The sequence below is a fragment of the Desulfobacula sp. genome (assembly GCF_021107415.1).
In genome coordinates, this window is sequence record NZ_JAIOSW010000095.1 from 1 (window position 1) to 17,583 (window position 17,583).

At 42.2% G+C, this 17,583-nt stretch carries 16 protein-coding genes; 8 read left to right on the top strand and 8 right to left on the bottom strand.

The window, feature by feature from the left end; genetic code table 11:
* Both K8S13_RS04945 and K8S13_RS04950 read left to right on the top strand, forming a co-directional pair.
* On the top strand, positions 1–1,412 hold a 1,412-nt coding region (locus K8S13_RS04945; RefSeq protein WP_291460887.1), incomplete at its 5' end, for an RHS repeat-associated core domain-containing protein.
* A 22-nt stretch (positions 1,413–1,434) separates the two neighbouring features.
* Positions 1,435–1,677, top strand: coding sequence for a hypothetical protein (locus tag K8S13_RS04950; protein ID WP_291460889.1), 243 nt, complete (start codon positions 1,435–1,437; stop codon positions 1,675–1,677).
* 617 nt (positions 1,678–2,294) lie between these two features.
* Here K8S13_RS04950 and K8S13_RS04955 read toward each other — a convergent pair.
* From K8S13_RS04955 to K8S13_RS04965, 3 genes are read right to left on the bottom strand one after another with little or no spacing between them, the layout of a single operon-like run.
* Entirely contained in the window at positions 2,295–2,582 is a 288-nt protein-coding gene (locus tag K8S13_RS04955; protein WP_291460891.1) for a type II toxin-antitoxin system RelE/ParE family toxin, read from the bottom strand.
* A complete protein-coding gene (locus tag K8S13_RS04960; protein ID WP_291460892.1) occupies positions 2,579–2,767 on the bottom strand; it encodes a hypothetical protein in 189 nt (62 codons plus the stop codon). Before K8S13_RS04960 ends, K8S13_RS04955 begins: the two co-directional genes overlap by 4 nt.
* Before the next feature lie 14 nt (positions 2,768–2,781).
* Positions 2,782–3,057, bottom strand: a complete 276-nt coding sequence (locus K8S13_RS04965) for a helix-turn-helix transcriptional regulator (protein ID WP_291460893.1) — start codon at positions 3,055–3,057, stop codon at positions 2,782–2,784.
* A 286-nt stretch (positions 3,058–3,343) separates the two neighbouring features.
* On the opposite strand from K8S13_RS04965, the gene K8S13_RS04970 reads away from it, so the two are divergent.
* Both K8S13_RS04970 and K8S13_RS04975 read left to right on the top strand, forming a co-directional pair.
* Positions 3,344–3,889 (top strand): CHC2 zinc finger domain-containing protein, encoded by a 546-nt coding sequence (locus K8S13_RS04970; RefSeq protein ID WP_291460894.1) that lies wholly within the window; start codon positions 3,344–3,346, stop codon positions 3,887–3,889.
* 1,093 nt (positions 3,890–4,982) lie between these two features.
* The gene (locus K8S13_RS04975) at positions 4,983–5,207 is read left to right on the top strand and encodes an RHS repeat domain-containing protein (RefSeq protein ID WP_291460896.1); all 225 of its coding nucleotides are present in this window, start codon (positions 4,983–4,985) and stop codon (positions 5,205–5,207) included.
* 67 nt (positions 5,208–5,274) lie between these two features.
* On the opposite strand, the gene K8S13_RS25590 is transcribed toward K8S13_RS04975, so the two are convergent.
* From K8S13_RS25590 to K8S13_RS04990, 4 genes are all read right to left on the bottom strand, one after another.
* Entirely contained in the window at positions 5,275–5,445 is a 171-nt protein-coding gene (locus K8S13_RS25590; protein ID WP_367172531.1) for a type II toxin-antitoxin system HicA family toxin, read from the bottom strand.
* 128 nt (positions 5,446–5,573) lie between these two features.
* On the bottom strand, positions 5,574–8,684 hold the full coding sequence (locus K8S13_RS04980; RefSeq protein WP_291460897.1) for an efflux RND transporter permease subunit: 3,111 nt from the start codon (positions 8,682–8,684) through the stop codon (positions 5,574–5,576).
* Entirely contained in the window at positions 8,681–9,877 is a 1,197-nt protein-coding gene (locus K8S13_RS04985; protein WP_291460899.1) for an efflux RND transporter periplasmic adaptor subunit, read from the bottom strand. The genes K8S13_RS04980 and K8S13_RS04985 overlap by 4 nt, the downstream gene beginning before the upstream one ends.
* A 56-nt stretch (positions 9,878–9,933) precedes the next feature.
* On the bottom strand, positions 9,934–11,322 hold the full coding sequence (locus K8S13_RS04990; protein WP_291460900.1) for an efflux transporter outer membrane subunit: 1,389 nt from the start codon (positions 11,320–11,322) through the stop codon (positions 9,934–9,936).
* A 121-nt stretch (positions 11,323–11,443) separates the two neighbouring features.
* On the opposite strand from K8S13_RS04990, the gene K8S13_RS04995 reads away from it, so the two are divergent.
* Complete coding sequence (locus K8S13_RS04995; protein WP_291460902.1) at positions 11,444–13,117, top strand: diguanylate cyclase; 1,674 nt, start codon at positions 11,444–11,446, stop codon at positions 13,115–13,117.
* A 37-nt stretch (positions 13,118–13,154) separates the two neighbouring features.
* Positions 13,155–13,640, top strand: coding sequence for an acetolactate synthase small subunit (ilvN, locus tag K8S13_RS05000; RefSeq protein WP_291460903.1), 486 nt, complete (start codon positions 13,155–13,157; stop codon positions 13,638–13,640).
* 17 nt (positions 13,641–13,657) lie between these two features.
* On the opposite strand, the gene K8S13_RS05005 is transcribed toward ilvN, so the two are convergent.
* On the bottom strand, positions 13,658–15,142 hold the full coding sequence (locus K8S13_RS05005) for a hypothetical protein (protein WP_291460904.1): 1,485 nt from the start codon (positions 15,140–15,142) through the stop codon (positions 13,658–13,660).
* A 138-nt stretch (positions 15,143–15,280) separates the two neighbouring features.
* Between K8S13_RS05005 and K8S13_RS05010 the strand changes: the two genes are divergently transcribed.
* Together K8S13_RS05010 and selA are read left to right on the top strand one after the other, a co-directional pair.
* Positions 15,281–16,639: an HDOD domain-containing protein gene (locus K8S13_RS05010; protein WP_291460906.1), complete on the top strand. Its 1,359-nt coding sequence runs from the start codon at positions 15,281–15,283 to the stop codon at positions 16,637–16,639.
* Positions 16,640–16,643: 4 nt separating this feature from the next.
* A partial coding sequence (selA, locus tag K8S13_RS05015; protein WP_291460908.1) for an L-seryl-tRNA(Sec) selenium transferase occupies positions 16,644–17,583 on the top strand: 940 nt, incomplete at its 3' end.

A 17,583-nucleotide genomic window follows, 5' to 3' on the forward strand; every position in this document is an offset into this window, starting at 1 on the left:
CCGCATCCATGCTCCTGCCCGGCGGCTCAAAACAGGATTATACCTATGATCCGCTCATGAGGCTGAAAACCATTACAGCCAAAGATCCCGGTCAAAATCCATTAATGACCCGTGATTACACTTACTCACCACCCGGCAACATAACAGCCAAAGCAACCGAGCATGGAAATCACACCTATGCTTATGACAACCTCAACCAACTGACCACAGCCCTGAACGCGACCCTGGCTGATGAAGCCTACACTTACGACAATCTCGGCAACCGAATCACGGATGTCAAGGTCAGCGGGCCCATTAATTACAATGCAAACAATGAACTGACCGGATTTGCCGACACTGCCTTTGCCTATGACAACAATGGCAACATGACCCAAAAGAACGTGGCAGGCGTGGCCGTGAATTACACATACGATGTTGAAGACCGTCTGACCAGGGTTGAAGACACCACCGGTGTTGTTGCCACCTATTACTATGATCCGTTCGGACGAAGACTGTGGAAAGATGTTGCCGGAACCCGAACATACTTCCATTACGCCAATGAAGGCCTGATCGGGGAATATGATGAAACCGGAACCGAAATCAAGACCTATGGCTACAAGCCCGGCTCCATTTGGACAACTGATCCGCTGTTTATGAAGATCGGCAGCGAATATTTTTGGTATCAAAATGATCATGCCGGAACCCCACAGAAGCTTATTGCTACAAACGGTTTAGTGGTCTGGGATGGCAAGTATGATGCCTTTGGCAACTGCCAGATCGAGATCGAAGCCATCACCAATAACCTGAGGTTTGCAGGCCAATACTATGATGCAGAGACAGGGCTGCACTACAACCTGAATCGGTATTATGACCTGCAACTTGGCCGGTACCTGAGAGCTGACCCATTTGGAGATGGGCTGAATCTGTATACGTACTGCCTGAATAATACCAACACCCTGATTGATCCACTGGGGTTGTGTGCGGTTAATTCCGTTAAAGAAAAATCAAAAGAAATTTTAGATTCAATTATAGAAAATTACTTAAATTGGACTATTTTTGCCCCAGACTATTTTGCACTAAATATTAATATTGGAATTCCTTGGACTGGTAATTTGTTGGGTATTTCTGGACAAGTAGTTTTAGATCGATATGGAAATCTGTATTGGGGAGCAGGACCAACAGTTGGTAAAGCCTTGACCTTTGTATCTGGTAGCTTAACTGGTGGTTATCACATGACAGGATATCGAACGGAAGAAAAACTAAAAGAGTTTTTATCAGATCATTCAGTTAACATTGGTGGGGGAGCGAAATATGGTGGAGAATTTACTTTCAATCAGTATGGTGCTGCCTATGAAGTAGGTTTATATTCCCCTCAATTTGGAGGAGGATATCATTATTCTTGGCAGAAAGGAAAACTGCCCTTTAGATGGTAATCAATATTTTGAGAGATAAAGAATGAAAGAAAATTTAATAGTTATATTTTTTGGTTGCTTCTTTTTTACAGTCGGCTTGTTTGGTTTAGTTTGGCCAGAAAAGATAAGGGCTGTTGCCATCAAATACTCTGAAATTAAAGTCTTTGGGGTTGATAACCCATATCTTGCTTGGATTAAAAGCCCGAATTATCTTTTTTCAATGAGAATTATAGGCTTTTTTTCGATACTGGCATCACTATTGGCTTGGTACGTGATTATTCAATAATAAAAGTGGAAATGGTGCTGGGTCTTGAATAGTGAATAAGCTTTGTTTTTCAACGTTTACGGTCTTCTCTACCGCCTGACAAGAAAAGATGCAAGCCAAGTTTTGTCATGCTTTGTTCAGATCCGGAGTACATAATATGGCCCAATTATCAAACAGAATTTTTTGTCATGCTTTTTGAAAAAAGCGCTCAAAAACCCTGCCAAAAAATGCCGTCACGATAATTCATATTATGTAAACCGGGCACAAAGCCCGCCAAAACTTAACAGCACTTTCCACGCCAGGCTAGGCTTTACAAACTTTGAAGTCTGTGCCCTTAACCAATCCTGTTTTATTTACGCTAATGGCGTTTTTTATTCTGAATTGTGCTAATGGCACCACCCTGCGGGGCAAGGTAGTTAACCCTTTTTAAGCGATAAAGTCTGAAGTGCTCAGGTTCCATGCCGATCTTACGCAATTAGGTCATGAAATTGACCATCATGTAAATAGAAATAATAAGACGATCTACAGAGAAAAGTGCCCTTAAATATGTTTATCCTTCTATGAGAATTTTTAAGCCCTTCGTAAAGGTTCTTTCATTTGTGTTGAAAAAAAGCGACGGATATTGTCCTTACGTTTTTTTAAAATTCTTCAGGCATCAGCCGTGCTCCATGAATCACGGCAATGACATCAATCTGATCCGGCTTGATCCGATAGATAATCCGGTACGGCTTTTCGATCAGTTCCCGGATATCTTCGGCGTCATACTCAGGCACCTTTCTGCCGGACAAGTTATGTTCGGCAATCTGTTCCGTACGCCGGGTGATCCTGTCAATCATATGCCTGGCATAGGTTGGAGAGTTGAATGCGATGTATTCATAAATATTGGCAAGATGATCAATGGCGTTCTCGGTCCAGAGAACTTTCATTTTGTTAAACCAAATTTTTTGCGGACATCTTTGACATCTATGGTGCGGCCCTCGTCACTGTCCTTTATGCCGGCTTCAATGGTTTGGCGGATGTAAATCTGGTACATCAGATCATCCCAGGTGGCCTGTTCCGGAAGTTGATTTAATATTTTATAAGCTTCTTGTTTTATCCCTTCGGTCTGCATGGTGTTATCTCCTGTTAATTTGCATCCATTGACATGACATCTGTCATTTTGTTCTTCATGATCATGGCATCCAGTATTTTAAGCACAGCATCCTGTTCTTCAGTATCAAAAATATTGGACAATTGTATGAGTTTTTTGATAGGTGGCATATGCATACCTGACTCATATTTGTTCAGTTGAGAAATACCAATATCAAGAGCGGTTGCCAGTTCCTTCTGGGTCAGCCGTTTTTGTTTGCGTAATGCCTTAAGCTTATTACCAACAGCCTTTCTCATCTCTTCATCCTTCATTGTGGCTTTATCTCCTGTGTTATTGTTTTTTGAACAAATTATAACACAGGTTTTAAAATTGACATTGATATACTATCATTTTACGATTATAACATAATCGCATAATGAATAAAAATTTTTCTTGACACGGTTTTTTAAAAGAGAGCTTTAGAAAAAAATGCCATCAGCCTTATGACTCTGGCGGGTCCGGCTGATGGCAGATCAAAAGCGCTTCCAGGATAAATCCTAAAAGCTTTTTGTTCTCTATCGTATCTCCCCAAAGAAATCAAGAAAGGGAGAGCCAAGAATGATAGAGCAAGCCAGAATTGACCACATCAAAACCGGTGTTGACCTGAAGGCCTATATCGAACAGTCCACAGGCCGCGCATTTAAAAAGAACGGCAAAGGTTATGTGTGCAGATGCCCGTTCCCGGATCATGAAGATAAAACCCCATCCTTGATTGTTACCCCTCAAGAAAACTTATGGAACTGTTTTGGCTGTGGCCGGGGTGGAGATATCTTTGAATTTGACCAGTTATATTTTAACCTGGATTTTAAAGGGTCTGTAAAAAAGCATGGTTCCTTTATCCCTTCCAAAAAGAAAGCAAAGGCAGCGGTTAAGAAAAAAACATCTCCTAAAAAAGGCCTGACCATCAAGGAACAAAAACTATTGGGCCGGGTTATCTCTTACTATCAGCATACCTTTGCAGAAGATCCAACAGGATTGAATTATCTTAAAAACAGGGGCATTACAAATAACCAGTCATTAACAGACTTTGGCACAGGCTTTGCCAATGCCACGCTTTTAAACCCCAGTGCAATAATGGGATCTTGTGCATTTTTTGCTTTGTAGTACCAGCATTCAATGGTTGAAAAATGAAAAACAGTCAAACGATTATGCACAGGGTGCATATAGGCTTGGGATGCAAGTTTTTCCAACTCGTTACGCAACTTACCCTTTGCAGGTGACCTTGCTATCAAACCACCAACAACAGAGAAGCGAAACAATGCCCATTTGTTTACATGGCTTTGAGTTTTACTGCTCATAATTATGGTTCCTTTTAATTTATGGATTAAAATCATGGAACCACTTCATAATTGATTTCTTTGGTAAAAAAAATGCCCATCTTCTGCGTGGAATTAACCGGCCCTGATTTTTTGATAAAATCCAGAACCCTGAGACAGGAATTTCAGGCAGGAAACAAGAGCATTTTTTGTACAAGATTTAAAATCTAAAAAATAATTGACAAGGTTTGCCGAAAGTCTATTGTTTTTTATAGAAGCTGGCACTTGACCCCGAATCAATTGCCATTGTCGGCTTGACGGAAAAACATCCTGATAAAAGGCAATCCATCGATTAATTGTGTTCCTTGAAACATCAAACAACTTTGACAATTTAAAAATGTTGGTTGCCTTATTATGCCAATCTGAAAGAATGACCAGGAAACAACATGCCAGTAAATTTTTCTGCCCATAACCTGAAGGTCAGAAACTAAAACGGCAGGAGGGAGGCATTACTCTATGCCTGCATCCTTCCTTGCCGCAGCACAGGCTAAACCGGATGAAATATTCTTCTGAAACTCCTTCTGGCTCGCCTCGTGGCTTCCGCATATAATTTGCAAAATGCAGCGGCCCGCTACAATATGGACAGGGCATTTGCCTGTATTGTTCAGCAATTTTTTTGTCTATGAAATAAAGATGATTAAAAAGATTTTTATTTTTTAGAGGTTCTGATAACATATCTCCTGCCTGAATTAAAATTTTTTATGAGGCAGGAGTTCCTTTGATTATTTGCAAGATAAGAGAGGGAACTCCAACCCCAAACCTTGCATATCTTGCAAAATTTTATTCATTTATCCATTGTTTTTTGTGATTATTCTCAACATGTTTAAACAGGGTACCAATACCATAGAAGTAAAGACCGGCATAGACACTAAAAACTACCTTTGCAAGGACAAATTCGGCAACTGGGAACTATATATGATTTCAATGGCCGGTTTATTTCCTGGGGCAATCGTTTAGAAACGATTGCATCCTATATTTATGGCAACCTCACCAAAGTTATTGATGCCCTTGGCAATGAAACCGTTTACACCTATGACGGTAAATACATAATAAAAAAGGTTGATGCACAAGGAAGAGCAACAAGGGTAACCTATAATAAGGTGTGATTTGCCAAACTCCTGTCATACTTTGTGCCAAAGGAATTCGGGGGACATATTTATTTTAAAATAGCCCTTAGCGTTCCCTCAGGCATGTCACCGGGATGATTTTGGACAGTTGTATAAGATCGGTCTGCTGATTGTACCAAATCTCATGGCTGCCAGCAGCCTGACGATCAAATGCAAAACCATGTTTTTTTAAACGTTTCACTATTCCCCTGTATCGAAAACCAGATAACCGTCCCATTTTTATGCGTTAACAATCAATGGATAATCAAAGGAGTCGCTAACAGCAGATAAATTTCCTTGCTCTTGGTAAAATTTACCGGTAAAATTTTGTATTTTAATATTGAGTAATTCAGGATGAAATCTCTATCAACCAGTCGATTCAGGCACTTTTGAAGCAAACAAGCCCTTGATATCCTCAAGGATCATATAAAGGCATGGCACCATTACCAGGGTGATAAATGTGGCAAACAATATGCCAAACCCCAGGGAAATCGCCATGGGTATTAAAAATCTTGCCTGCCTTGATGTTTCGGTAATAATGGGTGCAAGCCCACCGCAGGTGGTTAATGTGGTCAGCAAAATAGGCCTGAATCTCTGGATACCTGCCGAACGAACTGCATACAAGACAGGCACTCCTTCACGCAACTGCCTGTTGGCAAAGTGAATTAACATCAAAGAATCATTTACCACAACCCCGGACATTGCAACAAGTCCGAACAGACTCATGACGGAAAGGGAGTATCCCATTATAATATGACCTACAACGGCACCGATGACCCCGAAAGGAATACAGAACATAATAATAAACGGCTGAAAATAACTTTTAAACGGGATGGCCAAAAGAGCAAAAATACAAAGCAATGCCATTCCAAGTCCCCGTAAAAGAGCGGATATACTTTCTTTTACATCTGCCTGGCGCCCTTTGAAGCTATAGGATAGGCCGGGATATCTGCCTAAAAGATTTGGCAGGATTTCTTTTTTCATATCTTTTACTATATTGGGTGCCTGGGAAGGTGGCCGGACATTGGCAGTAACAGATATTTCACGTTTTCCATTGGTCCTTTTTATGGATGTATAAGCCCTGCCCGTCATTACTTCCACAGCATTTCGAAGCTGAATTTCCCCTTTGGGTGCCAGCAGCACCAATTCTTCAAAGGTTGATTCCGACATCCTTTCTTCTTCTATTAGCCGGACCCTGACCGTGACCTCACTCCTTCCCCGTTGGTTCTTTACAGCAGACACCCCCTGGAATGCATGGCGGATCTGATTGGCCACTTCCCTGGAGGTCAACCCCATCCGTTTTCCGGCAAGATTTAAGGTAATATCAAATTGTTTTTTCCCTTTGGCAGATCCGTCATCAATATCATGGACAATTGGGTAACTTGAGAGGTTTTGGGCCAGGTCTTCCCCTGCCCTGTCCAGCATGTTTTTATCCCTGTGACTCAAGCTCACGGTTAAATTTTTTCCTGAACCCGGGCCCCCTCTGTTGGATTCAAAGGTAATGGTTTCAAGCCCGGGTATCTTACCGGTCTTTTTTCTCCAGATGTTTGTCACTTCTGAAGTGTTTAATGGGCGGACACCCGGATCAGTCAAATAAATTCTCACCCGAACCCGGTTATCCCTGACTTGGGAAAAAATACCGTTTGACAAATAATCCTTGCCGTTTTCTTCAACAACATTATGGGCGCGTTGAACAAGATGCTGTTCAACATTTTTTAAGGTTTCGGCAGGCGTACCATAGGGCAGAAACGCCTCACAGAATGCATAATCAGACTCCACCCTGGGAAACATTACCATGCCCATCCGGCCGGAAGAAACATATCCTGCCGTTATCATGAGTAAAGCGATACCAAAGGCAATGACAGTATATCGATGATCTAACAGCCTGAGCAGAAACCCGCCATAATAATTTTTGATAAATTTTTCAAAAAACTTGCTGAACCTTTCCTGCCATTTCTCAAGATAATTTAAGGGAAAAAATAAAGGACGGTGGCTTCTATGGCTTAAATGGGCCGGCAAAATATACAGGCTTTCAATCAAAGAAACTCCGAATACGGCAATCACCACAAAAGGAACGGTTTTAAATATCTTTCCCATAAATCCGGGCACAAACAATAAGGGCACAAATGCCACCATGTTGGTTATCACACTAAATACCACGGGCATGGCAATACGTTTAGCTCCCTTGACAGCCGCCTCTAAAAACGGCAATCCCTGACGTCTGTAAAAATAGATATTTTCTCCCACGACCACTGCATCATCCACAACAATCCCCAGAGTGACGATAAAGGCAAACATGCTGATGACATTAATGGAGAATGTGGTGGAAGAAAGGAAAAGAAAAGAGCCTAAAAAAGAAATAGGAATGCCCAAACTGACCCAGAATGCCAGCCGGATTTCAAGAAAAAGGGCCAGAAAAAAAAATACCAGTCCCAGCCCGATATAAGCGTTCTTAAGCAAGAGATCGGCTCTCTGGGCAAATACTTTGGAAAGATCTCTTAAAACGGTAAGACGCACCACTTTCGGCAGGGATTCATTGATTCGTTTTATAACTGCCTTTCCTGAAGCTGCTACCTGGGTCGGGGTCTGGCTGCCGACACGATAAACTTCTATGATGACTGCCCGCTTCCCGTTAAAGGATGCCCAGTTGTCCGTTTCTTCAAATCCTTCGGTGACTGTAGCGATATCTTCGAGCAATACACTTGATCCATCTTCCAATATAATAACGGGGAGAGCTGCATATTGTCCTGCATAATCCCTTCGATCCTTAATCCGTAAAAGGATATCCCCACCACGGGTTTTGATGCTGCCGCCGCCAAGTTCAACCGAGGCCCTGGAGATAGTGAATGCGGCTTCCTGAAGTGTAATGTTGTAGCGTCTCAATGTCTGCCTTGAAATCTCAACCTGGATTTCTTTATCCCTTACCCCGTCAAGCTCCACCTGGGTGATCCCTTTATCCAGAAGCAACTCATCCCGGATCTGGTCTGCCAGCGCCCGCATGGTTGTTTCAGAGGCATCTCCATACAAAGCCAGTCTTAGGACTTCCCTTTTCCTTGCTGCAATGGAGACCTGGGGCTCTTCAATTTCTCCTGGAAAGGTGGAGATACGGTCCACCTCACTTTTGATCTCCTGCCAAAGACGATTGATATCCGTTCCTTCAATGGCTTCAACACTGATGAAAGCATATCCCTCATTGGCACTGGCTGAAATTTCATCAATCCCTTCCAGGCCCTGGATGGCCTCTTCAATGGCAAGAAGAATGCCATTTTCAACTTCTTCCGGGCTGGCTCCGGGATAAGCAACCGAAATATTAACCCTGTCAAGGCTGAATTCCGGAAAGACCTCCTGCTTGATATTAAACCCCATGAAAAGCCCGCCAATGAGCAGCACGGCCATGATCAGGTTGGCAGCAACCGAATTGCCCGCCATCCAGGCAATAGATCCCCTGGCTGTCTTCTGATCTGCGCCTTGTGTCATGGGCGGTCTCCTGAAGCCAGTTGCAGGGCCATACCTTTTACCGGAGCCGGCAGATCCGATGTAATCACTCTGTCACCCGGTCTGATACCGGATTTGACACCTGATCTGATATAAACCTCCCCGTCTTCCTTCCAGACAAGACTCACCTTTTTGATCTCAAGAACACCTGCATGATAGACCCAGACCGTATTCCCGTCTCTCAGTATGGATCTGGACAAAAGAAATACATTTTTAAGGGTTTCCCCCATAATCCTGACATCCACATGGTCATTCAGCAATAACTGCGGGTTATTTCCCTGACGTTTTAATCCCAGAGGATCGTTTACTAAAATAATCACACCCGCCATCCGGCTTTTTTCGGTCATTTTACCGGTTGTTCGGACCACTTTCCCCTGCCAGGTATGATTTGAATACTGAGAATAAATAATGGCATCACTGCCGGATACCTGACCCGGACTAAATGCCGCCAGCCGATCCGGAGGAACCTGCGCCTCAACCCTGTAAGTATCCACATCCACCAGGACGGCAAGAGATCCCTGGACGGTAACAAGTGACCCTAAATTGACATATTTCTCAAAAACAAGGGCATTAAAAGGGAGAACAACTTCTGCACGGGACAGGTTTAATTGGGCTTTTTCAAGATCAGCCATGGCTCTGTCCACCTCAGCCTTTGCCTGGATAAGCTGGGGCTTTCGCAAGGCAAGGTCAGTTGCTTTTACCTCACCCTGGGAAGCCTCGTTTATCAATTTAAGCTCTTCTTTTGCAATCAATTGACTGCCTTTTTCAATGGCAAGGTATGAAAGGGCTTTATCAAGGGCACTTTGAGCTTTTTGAATTTCTATCCTATAATCTGAATCATCAAGCTTTAAAAGTATCTCACCCTTTTTCATCACCCCACCCAGGACAAACCTTGGTGAGATGGATATCACTTCCCCGGATACTTTGGATTTTAATATAATCTGCCTGTCCGGCATGACCGTACCCATGACCTGGACCGAACTTTGATAGTCTCCCGGCTTCATGGAAATCGTCTCCACCACAACTATCTGTTTTTGGGGCGGCTTTCGTTTCATTTTTGGTTCTTTGGCCTTAAAATAACTCCAACCGGCAAAGCCTGCCAGAATCAGGCAAACGGGCAAGGTGATCTTTATCATCAATTTGACCACAGAACCCCATTTTATCAGGACACTCATCTTACGTGTGACCTCCAGGTTATTTACTCCTCATCACTCACATCTCTCTAATCATATCATTTCACAGATTTCCATCCAAGGGCTCTGTGAAGCCCGATCCGCTCTTTAATAATACTCGCCCGTTCACCAACCAATTGTCTTTCCAACCTCTCAATTTTGGTCCAGGCAATCAGATAAGACAAATAACTGCTCTGACCGTTTTGATATTGTAACCTTGCATCTTTTAAGGTCAGCCTTACCGCGTTAAGTTCTTGTTCAAGCAATTGAATATAGGCATCCTGTTTTTGAATGCCGACCAGACGGTCTTCAACCTCGTGAATCGCCTTTGCAACCGTCCTGGCATAAAGATTTAATTGTTCTTGTGCAACAGCCCTGGCTCGTTTTACCTCTGCTTTTCGAAGCCCTCCGTCAAAAATCGGCCCTGCAATGCTTGCTGCAAGTGTTGCGATCCAGTTATGGAACAATAAATCAAGCTTTCCGCTTGAAAACAGGGCCTGGGTCGTCAGTTTAAAGGATGGCAGAAGATCTGCTCTGGCTGCCGTAACTTCCCTTTGGGATGAAAACAACCGCATCCTGGCAGCCTGAATATCCGGCCTGTTTTCCAATAAATCTGACGGAATTCCAACCCCGGGAAGCGGCACAGGTTCAGGAAGCAATTTTGTTTTCACCCCGATAGCATCCATCACGGTTCTCCCGGACAGAAAAGCCAGGGCGTTCAATAAAAGTCGCTCCTGCTTCTCAAGCAACGGAACCTGAGAACTTGCCTCTGCCAGGGCTTCTCTCTGCTGGGATACATCCAGGGCATTTGCCTTTCCATTGGCAAACCTTAATTTTTGAAGTTCCAATAAAATTTTGTTAATTTTAATCTGATTGTCTAAAATACTTTTCTTTTTCCGAACGGCAATAATATCAATCCAGATTTCTGAAATATTTGCTGTCAATTCAAGGGTGGATACCCTTAAATCCTGTTCAGCCGCTTTAAGGCTTAACTCCCGGGCTTGTTTTCCAGCCGCTGCCTCCCCCCAGATATCAGCCGTGTAAGATCCGGTCAACGAACCATCCCAGGAATGGCTGCCATCATAGGTAGAACTGCCGCTGTGGATCTCTTTAATCTGGACACCTTTTTTCTGTCCCCCCAATGAAAACCCAAAATCAGGAAAAAAAGAGGCCTCTTCTTTTTCAACCTTAGCCTTTGACTGGACGATTCTATTATTAAGAATTTTTAAATCAAAATTGCGATCCAATGCATCTTTAATTAAACCGTCAAGTTCATCACTGCCAAAAAAAAGCCACCAGTCCTCAATGGTTCCACTGCTGCCTGCATCAATAGAAAAACTTTCAGGAATTATTAAAGGAAGAGGCGTTACCGATTCCGGTTCTAATGTTTTACAACCGGAAAAAAGCACCATAACCGCCAGCATAACCCAAAAAATAGAGCTTTTCATTCATCTTTTCCTCAAGTTTAAAACTCTAAATTAATTCAGAATCACGAATATAGCAATACTGATTTAAAATCACCAATTCTTAGCTTTACAAATCCAGCAGGGATTGATACTGATTCAAATTATGATCAAAACAGCAATCATTGAAGATTCTCAGGCGCTTACATCGGTATACAACACCTTTTTACGTGATTCTGATTTTAATATCAGCCTGTTTAATTCAACAATTTCAGATATCAACCGGCTTATTGACCAAGGCGGATTCAAACTGATTGTCTGTCCCTGTTTTCCCAAATTCCAGGATGGCCCTCAAATTGTACAAACCATAAAATCAGACCCAAAACTTTCCACTGCTGTTTTAATTATATCCACATCCATGCAGCAGGAGAATGTCCAATCAGAATGGGACTTAAGGGATATAAACACCATATTGATCAAACCCTTTGACAGGCAAAGCCTTCACCAAACCCTGTTAAAAGCCTATCATTCCCATCCGCAGCAAACAAGGCAGACCCCTTTGGCACTTGTTATCGATGACAGCCAGGCTGTCAGGAATACGCTAACCTCCTATTTAAAAGCATTAAAATTTGATATTAAGACAGCTTCCAATGGAATGCAGGGTCTGAAAACCGCTTTTGACATCCTGCCGGACCTGATTCTTGTTGATGTGGAAATGCCGGTAATGAACGGCTTTGAATTCTGTCAAAAGCTTTCTAAAGAACCAAAAATCAAAAATATTCCCACAATTGTTGTCAGCGGTACTATTAATGAGGCACAGTTTCGAAAAGGATTCCAGGCCGGTGCCATTGACTTTCTGGAAAAACCGGTGTCGCAACCCGCGCTCGCGGCAATCATAGAATCCGTGTCTATCAAAGCGAATACCAGCTCTGTCGGAACAACTGTTATTTTCAGTAACAACAATACCTTAACCTCAATTCTAATCAAAACCCTGAACTTTTTAGACTCAAGTATTAATATCTGCAATAACCTTGATGAACTTGAAACATATCTTTGTGTCAGCATTCCGGACATTATTATTTTAGATCTTTGTGACAATGAAGATAAGCTAAATACCTGTATGCATGTCAGAAATATTTTGAAAAGTAATTCCCCTGTTATTATTGCTATTGCAAATGAAACAGATAGAGATATCATGCTCCGATGTTTTAAATTCGGGGCAACTGAATTTATCATCAAGCCCTTTGGTCGGGATGAGGTAAAAGCAAGAATAGAAAACCATATTAAAATCAAAAAGCTGCAGGATGAACTGATTCATAAAAACAGAATTTTAGAATCCCTGGCATATAAAGATAAGCTGACAGGTCTTATGAACCGACGCTATTTTGACAAGGCATTAAAAGATGAAATCACAAATGCTGAATCAAATAACACAAGCCTTTCTTTTCTTATGATTGATCTGGATAACTTTAAGCAGGTCAATGACAGATACGGCCATGACACAGGAGATACCGTGTTAAAAGAGATCTCTTCGGTAATCACTGACAACATCCAGGGGAATGCCATTCCCTGCCGATATGGCGGTGAGGAGTTTTGCATTATCTATCCTGACACAGACCTTGCCCTGGCAGTAAAAAACAGCGAAAAAATCAAACGGTTCTGTAGTGTCAAACCAATTTCCAAACACAGGATACATCAGACCATCAGTGGCGGAGTATCATCATTTCCTGAAACATCTTCACCTGAAAATCTTGTGACAGATGCGGATCACTGCCTATATAAAGCGAAACGGGCAGGTAAAAACAAAATTATTACCCGGTTTGAAGATTCCGACAAGTGAATAGAACCATTAACCCAAACAAATATTTAAGGACATTATGAATCAGGACAAATACATACTTACCATGTTGGTAGAAAACGAACCAGGGGTAACAGCCAGAATTACAGGACTTTTTGCCGGACGAGGCTACAATATTGAAACCATCTGCGGTGCACCCACAGCCAATCCGAAAATGTCCAGAATCACCATTACAACAAAAGCCAATCCACTCCAGCTCGAACAATGCAAAAAACAGATTAAGCGCCTTGTGAATGTCATTAAACTGCGGGACATGACAATAGAAAAGGCTGTAAAACGTGAGATGGCCCTTATTTGTGTTAAAGTAACATCTGAAACCCGAAAAAAAATAAAGCAAATTATCACAACCCATAAAGGCCGAATGATGGATGAGGGTCAGCAGTATTATATTTTCGAAGTAACCGGCAACGAGAATACGATTGATGAGCTCCTTGCCCTGATTGAACCGTTTGGCATTAAAAAACTTGCAAGATCAGGGGTTTTGGCACTTTATAAAGAATCTTAACAGATTAAGACCCCATTTTATGCATACCGGCTTTGTGTGCGAACCGGACCTTTATAGTCAAATAACAGGCCTGACTGGTTAAAATTCAGGCCTTGATAATGCCGCTGCCCGGACCGTTTGAAGCGATTCTGTCCAAATCGATCTTGATTGGATGCTGGATTCATCTTTTCATAGAGGCGTCCCATCTCTTCTTTTAATTTTTCGATTCTGTCAAGAAGATCCTGTAAAGGATTGGAAACATCTTCAGGCTGCGGCTCACCCGTCCCCATTATCGAAGAAAGAGTCCCTATACCATTTGTCGGTGGTACTTGTGTATCCTCTTGTGGAAGTTCGGTTAATTGTCCAGATCCCTTTCCTGCCGGCATACCGTCTTTACCGATTTCATCGAGTTTACGCGAAACAAGATCAATCTGGTGAACCGAACCCACATTCCCGTTCTCAAAAAGGAACATACCCGTACTTTTAAGCTGACCATTCAATGTATTATCAAATTGCGTCATATTAAACAGTGTATCAGCATAATTCAAAGAAATCGCACCTATTCCGGCGTCCTTCAGTGAAATAAGCTTATCTTCGCCATTTTCATCCTTTGTCCACACGGACAGTTTTGAAAACACGGCATCATTCTCATCAATCCAGTTATTTTGATCTTCATCAAAGGCAGCCAGTTCTCCAAATCCATTCCCGGTTCCGGGCCCGAAAAGCTCCGAACCGTTATTTATGATATTGTCATTATTTTTATCAAACGCTAGAAACCCGGCACCAGGTCCTGCAAAACTGATACTCTCCGTCGTTCCATCGGTGTTTAAATCAAATTCAAACCTGACATCGGAAAGTTGTGGTGCCTTTCCATCCAGACTTATCACCAAAGGATCAGTCAAATTAATCCTTTCCTGCCATCTTTGGATGTTGGTTTCATGCTCTGTCCTGGACAAAAAAGACCTGTTAAGGGAAATATCAAGGGAAAAATTAATAATCCTTCCATCCTCGGTTGTCACCTCTCCCAAGGATGAAAACTCAACCTTTTCTTCTTCAAAATGGATGTCCACCTGCCTGAGTGTCATTTCCCAACCTTGAGTTAAACGGGTTTGAACAGAGTTTCCCGCTCTGCCGGGAACATTGGATTCTGCCTTTTTCCCCTCTGGAAAACCAATATCCTCTTTTCTTTGAATGCTGTTGATGGCCACATCTTTATTTATAACGCCCCCAATCAACTTCTCCATTGCAAATTTCTGTTCATACTCAATCGCATCACCCGATTCCATAAATTTTACAGATGATCTGCCTGTTATATCGGTCCGATAATTGGATTGATATTCAACTGTTTGTTTTTGAGAAATGCTTACCCTGTCCACAAGAATCTGTGGAAGGTTTTGAGTATCTCTTGGAACTCGTTGAGACCGTCTGATAGACTTTGTTTCAGTTTTTTCTTCCAATGAAAAATCCATTTGTCCAAAATAACTCTCAGATGAAAAAACTATATTGGAATCTAATATTTTCATAACACATTCCCTCCCTGGAATTGATACACCTGTATTTAAAGATATCGGCTAAAATAAAAAATTCTTGACCCGATATAACTTAACCGAAAAAAACTTGATTAAAGTGGCGATAAGATGATATGAAAGCAGTATTTTAAAATGAATTATCAAAAAATTGAACATATTGCAGCCGGGCAATTTAAAGCTGGCAAAGCACAAACAGATATATTTCAGGCATATCTTGGGACCTGCCTGGGCGTTGCCTTGTATGACAAATCAAAAAAAATTGGTGGGCTGATCCATATCCTGCTGCCGGAACCTCCCTCCATCACCAGTGTGGTATTTCTTGAGAAATATGCCTCTACCGGTGTTCCAATGCTGATTAAAGAGCTGAAAGACCTGGGGGCAAGAACTGAAAATTTAAGGGCCAGTATTGCCGGAGGTGCGCTTGTGGGGCCTGTGAGCCGGCAGGACATGAACCTTGATATTGGCGGAAGATCAACAGATATTGCTGTATCCATACTTGATGCTTGTGGAGTTAAAACCATTAAATCGGAAACCGGTGGTTTTTTTACCTGTACCCTTGAATTGGATATGGCCACAGGCAAGACCCGTATTAACCCGGCATGGGAAGACACCTTTGAGTCAGAGAAACATTTTATCGCCCCGTCCCTGGATGATATTCTTAACACAATTGATCAATTAAAGCCTATTCCCCAGACGGCTTTAAAAATATTCAGGATGTTTCAGTCCGCCCGGCACCACATTACAGACATTACTGCTGAGCTTGCCAAAGACCAGGTTCTTTCCGGAAAAACGTTAAAGCTATGCAATTCCGCTCTTTTTGCCGGAATGGTGAAAATCAATATCGTAAATGATGCCGTGCTGATTATGGGAGAGGACATGCTGATCAAATCTGTTATCACGGCTGCTGTTAATACATATTACAATCAAGCCGAGACCTCCGGCTATTCCTTATGTAAAGGCGGTCTTTTTTTCCATGCAGTGGGGGTGGCATCCACGGCTGAAAAAATTGCAGAAAAATCAGGCAAATCATCTGTTAAATTAGCATATACAGCAGGCCTGCTTCATGATATCGGCAAAGTCATTCTGGATCAATATGTTGCAGACGCTTCCCCTCTTTTTTTCAGAAAGTTAAGTCAAAAAAATGAAAATTTTACACAACTAGAAAAAAAATTACTGGGAATCACCCATAGTGAAGCCGGCACTATTTTAGCAAAAAAATGGCGTTTCTCAGATGAATTATGTGAAGTGATTCAGCTTCACCATACCCCGGAAAAAGCAAAAAAAAACAAAGACCTTGCTTACATCATTTATCTTGCGGATCTTCTTATGGAAAAATTTAATGCAGGATTTGATCTTGAAAAAATGCAGACAAAAAGCTTTGAGAATGCCCTTGAACATCTTGGATTTACCATGGCGGATCTTCCTGAACTGGTTGATGCCATCCCTATCAATGCCATCAATAATGATGACATATTAAATACGCAAAGGTAAAAAAATGACAGGCAAGCATGAAAGTCTTAAAAATTTGCCAGGCGTTGACCATCTTTTGGAACTTACGAAAAAGGATGATCGATTCCTTGATATCCCCCGAAGTGTTATTCTTGATTCTGCAAGAAAAGCGCTTGAAAATATAAGAAAAAACATCCTGGCAGATATTGAAACACCGATCATTGATGAAACCATCCTTGTTCAGATGCAACTCCTTGCAAAAGAAAAAATCCGACCCAGACTTGTCAATGTCATTAATGCCACCGGCGTGGTTCTCCACACAAATCTCGGCCGGGCTCTTTTATGTGAAGATGCATTGAAAAATATAATAACCATTGCCCAATCCTATTCCAACCTTGAGCTGAAAATTCAGACGGGCAAAAGAGGGATTCGATATGAAGCCGTGGATGAACTGATCTGTGAATTAACAGGAGCCCAAAGTGCCATTATCGTAAACAATAATGCCGGTGCTGTTTTGCTGGCTTTGAACACCATCGCCAAAGACACACAGGTTGTTGTGTCCAGAGGTGAACTTGTTGAAATCGGCGGCTCTTTCCGGGTGCCGGATGTGATGTCAAAAAGCGGATGTATCTTAAAGGAAGTGGGTACCACAAACCGAACCCACCTCAGGGATTATGAAAATGCCGTTTCTGATAATACAGGGCTTTTTTTAAAAGTTCATGCCAGCAATTATTCCATTCAAGGATTTACGGCAAGTGTTGCCTTAAAAGATCTGGTATTGCTTGGGAAGGATAAAAACATCCCGGTCATGGAAGATCTTGGCTCCGGAACCTTAATTGATTTCTCAAAATATGGCCTTCCTGCCGAGCCCACTATTGCAGATTCAGTTCGTTCCGGTGCAGATGTTGTCACATTCAGCGGGGACAAACTTTTGGGGGGTCCTCAAACCGGAATTATTGTCGGGCAAAAAGAAACCATTGATCAAA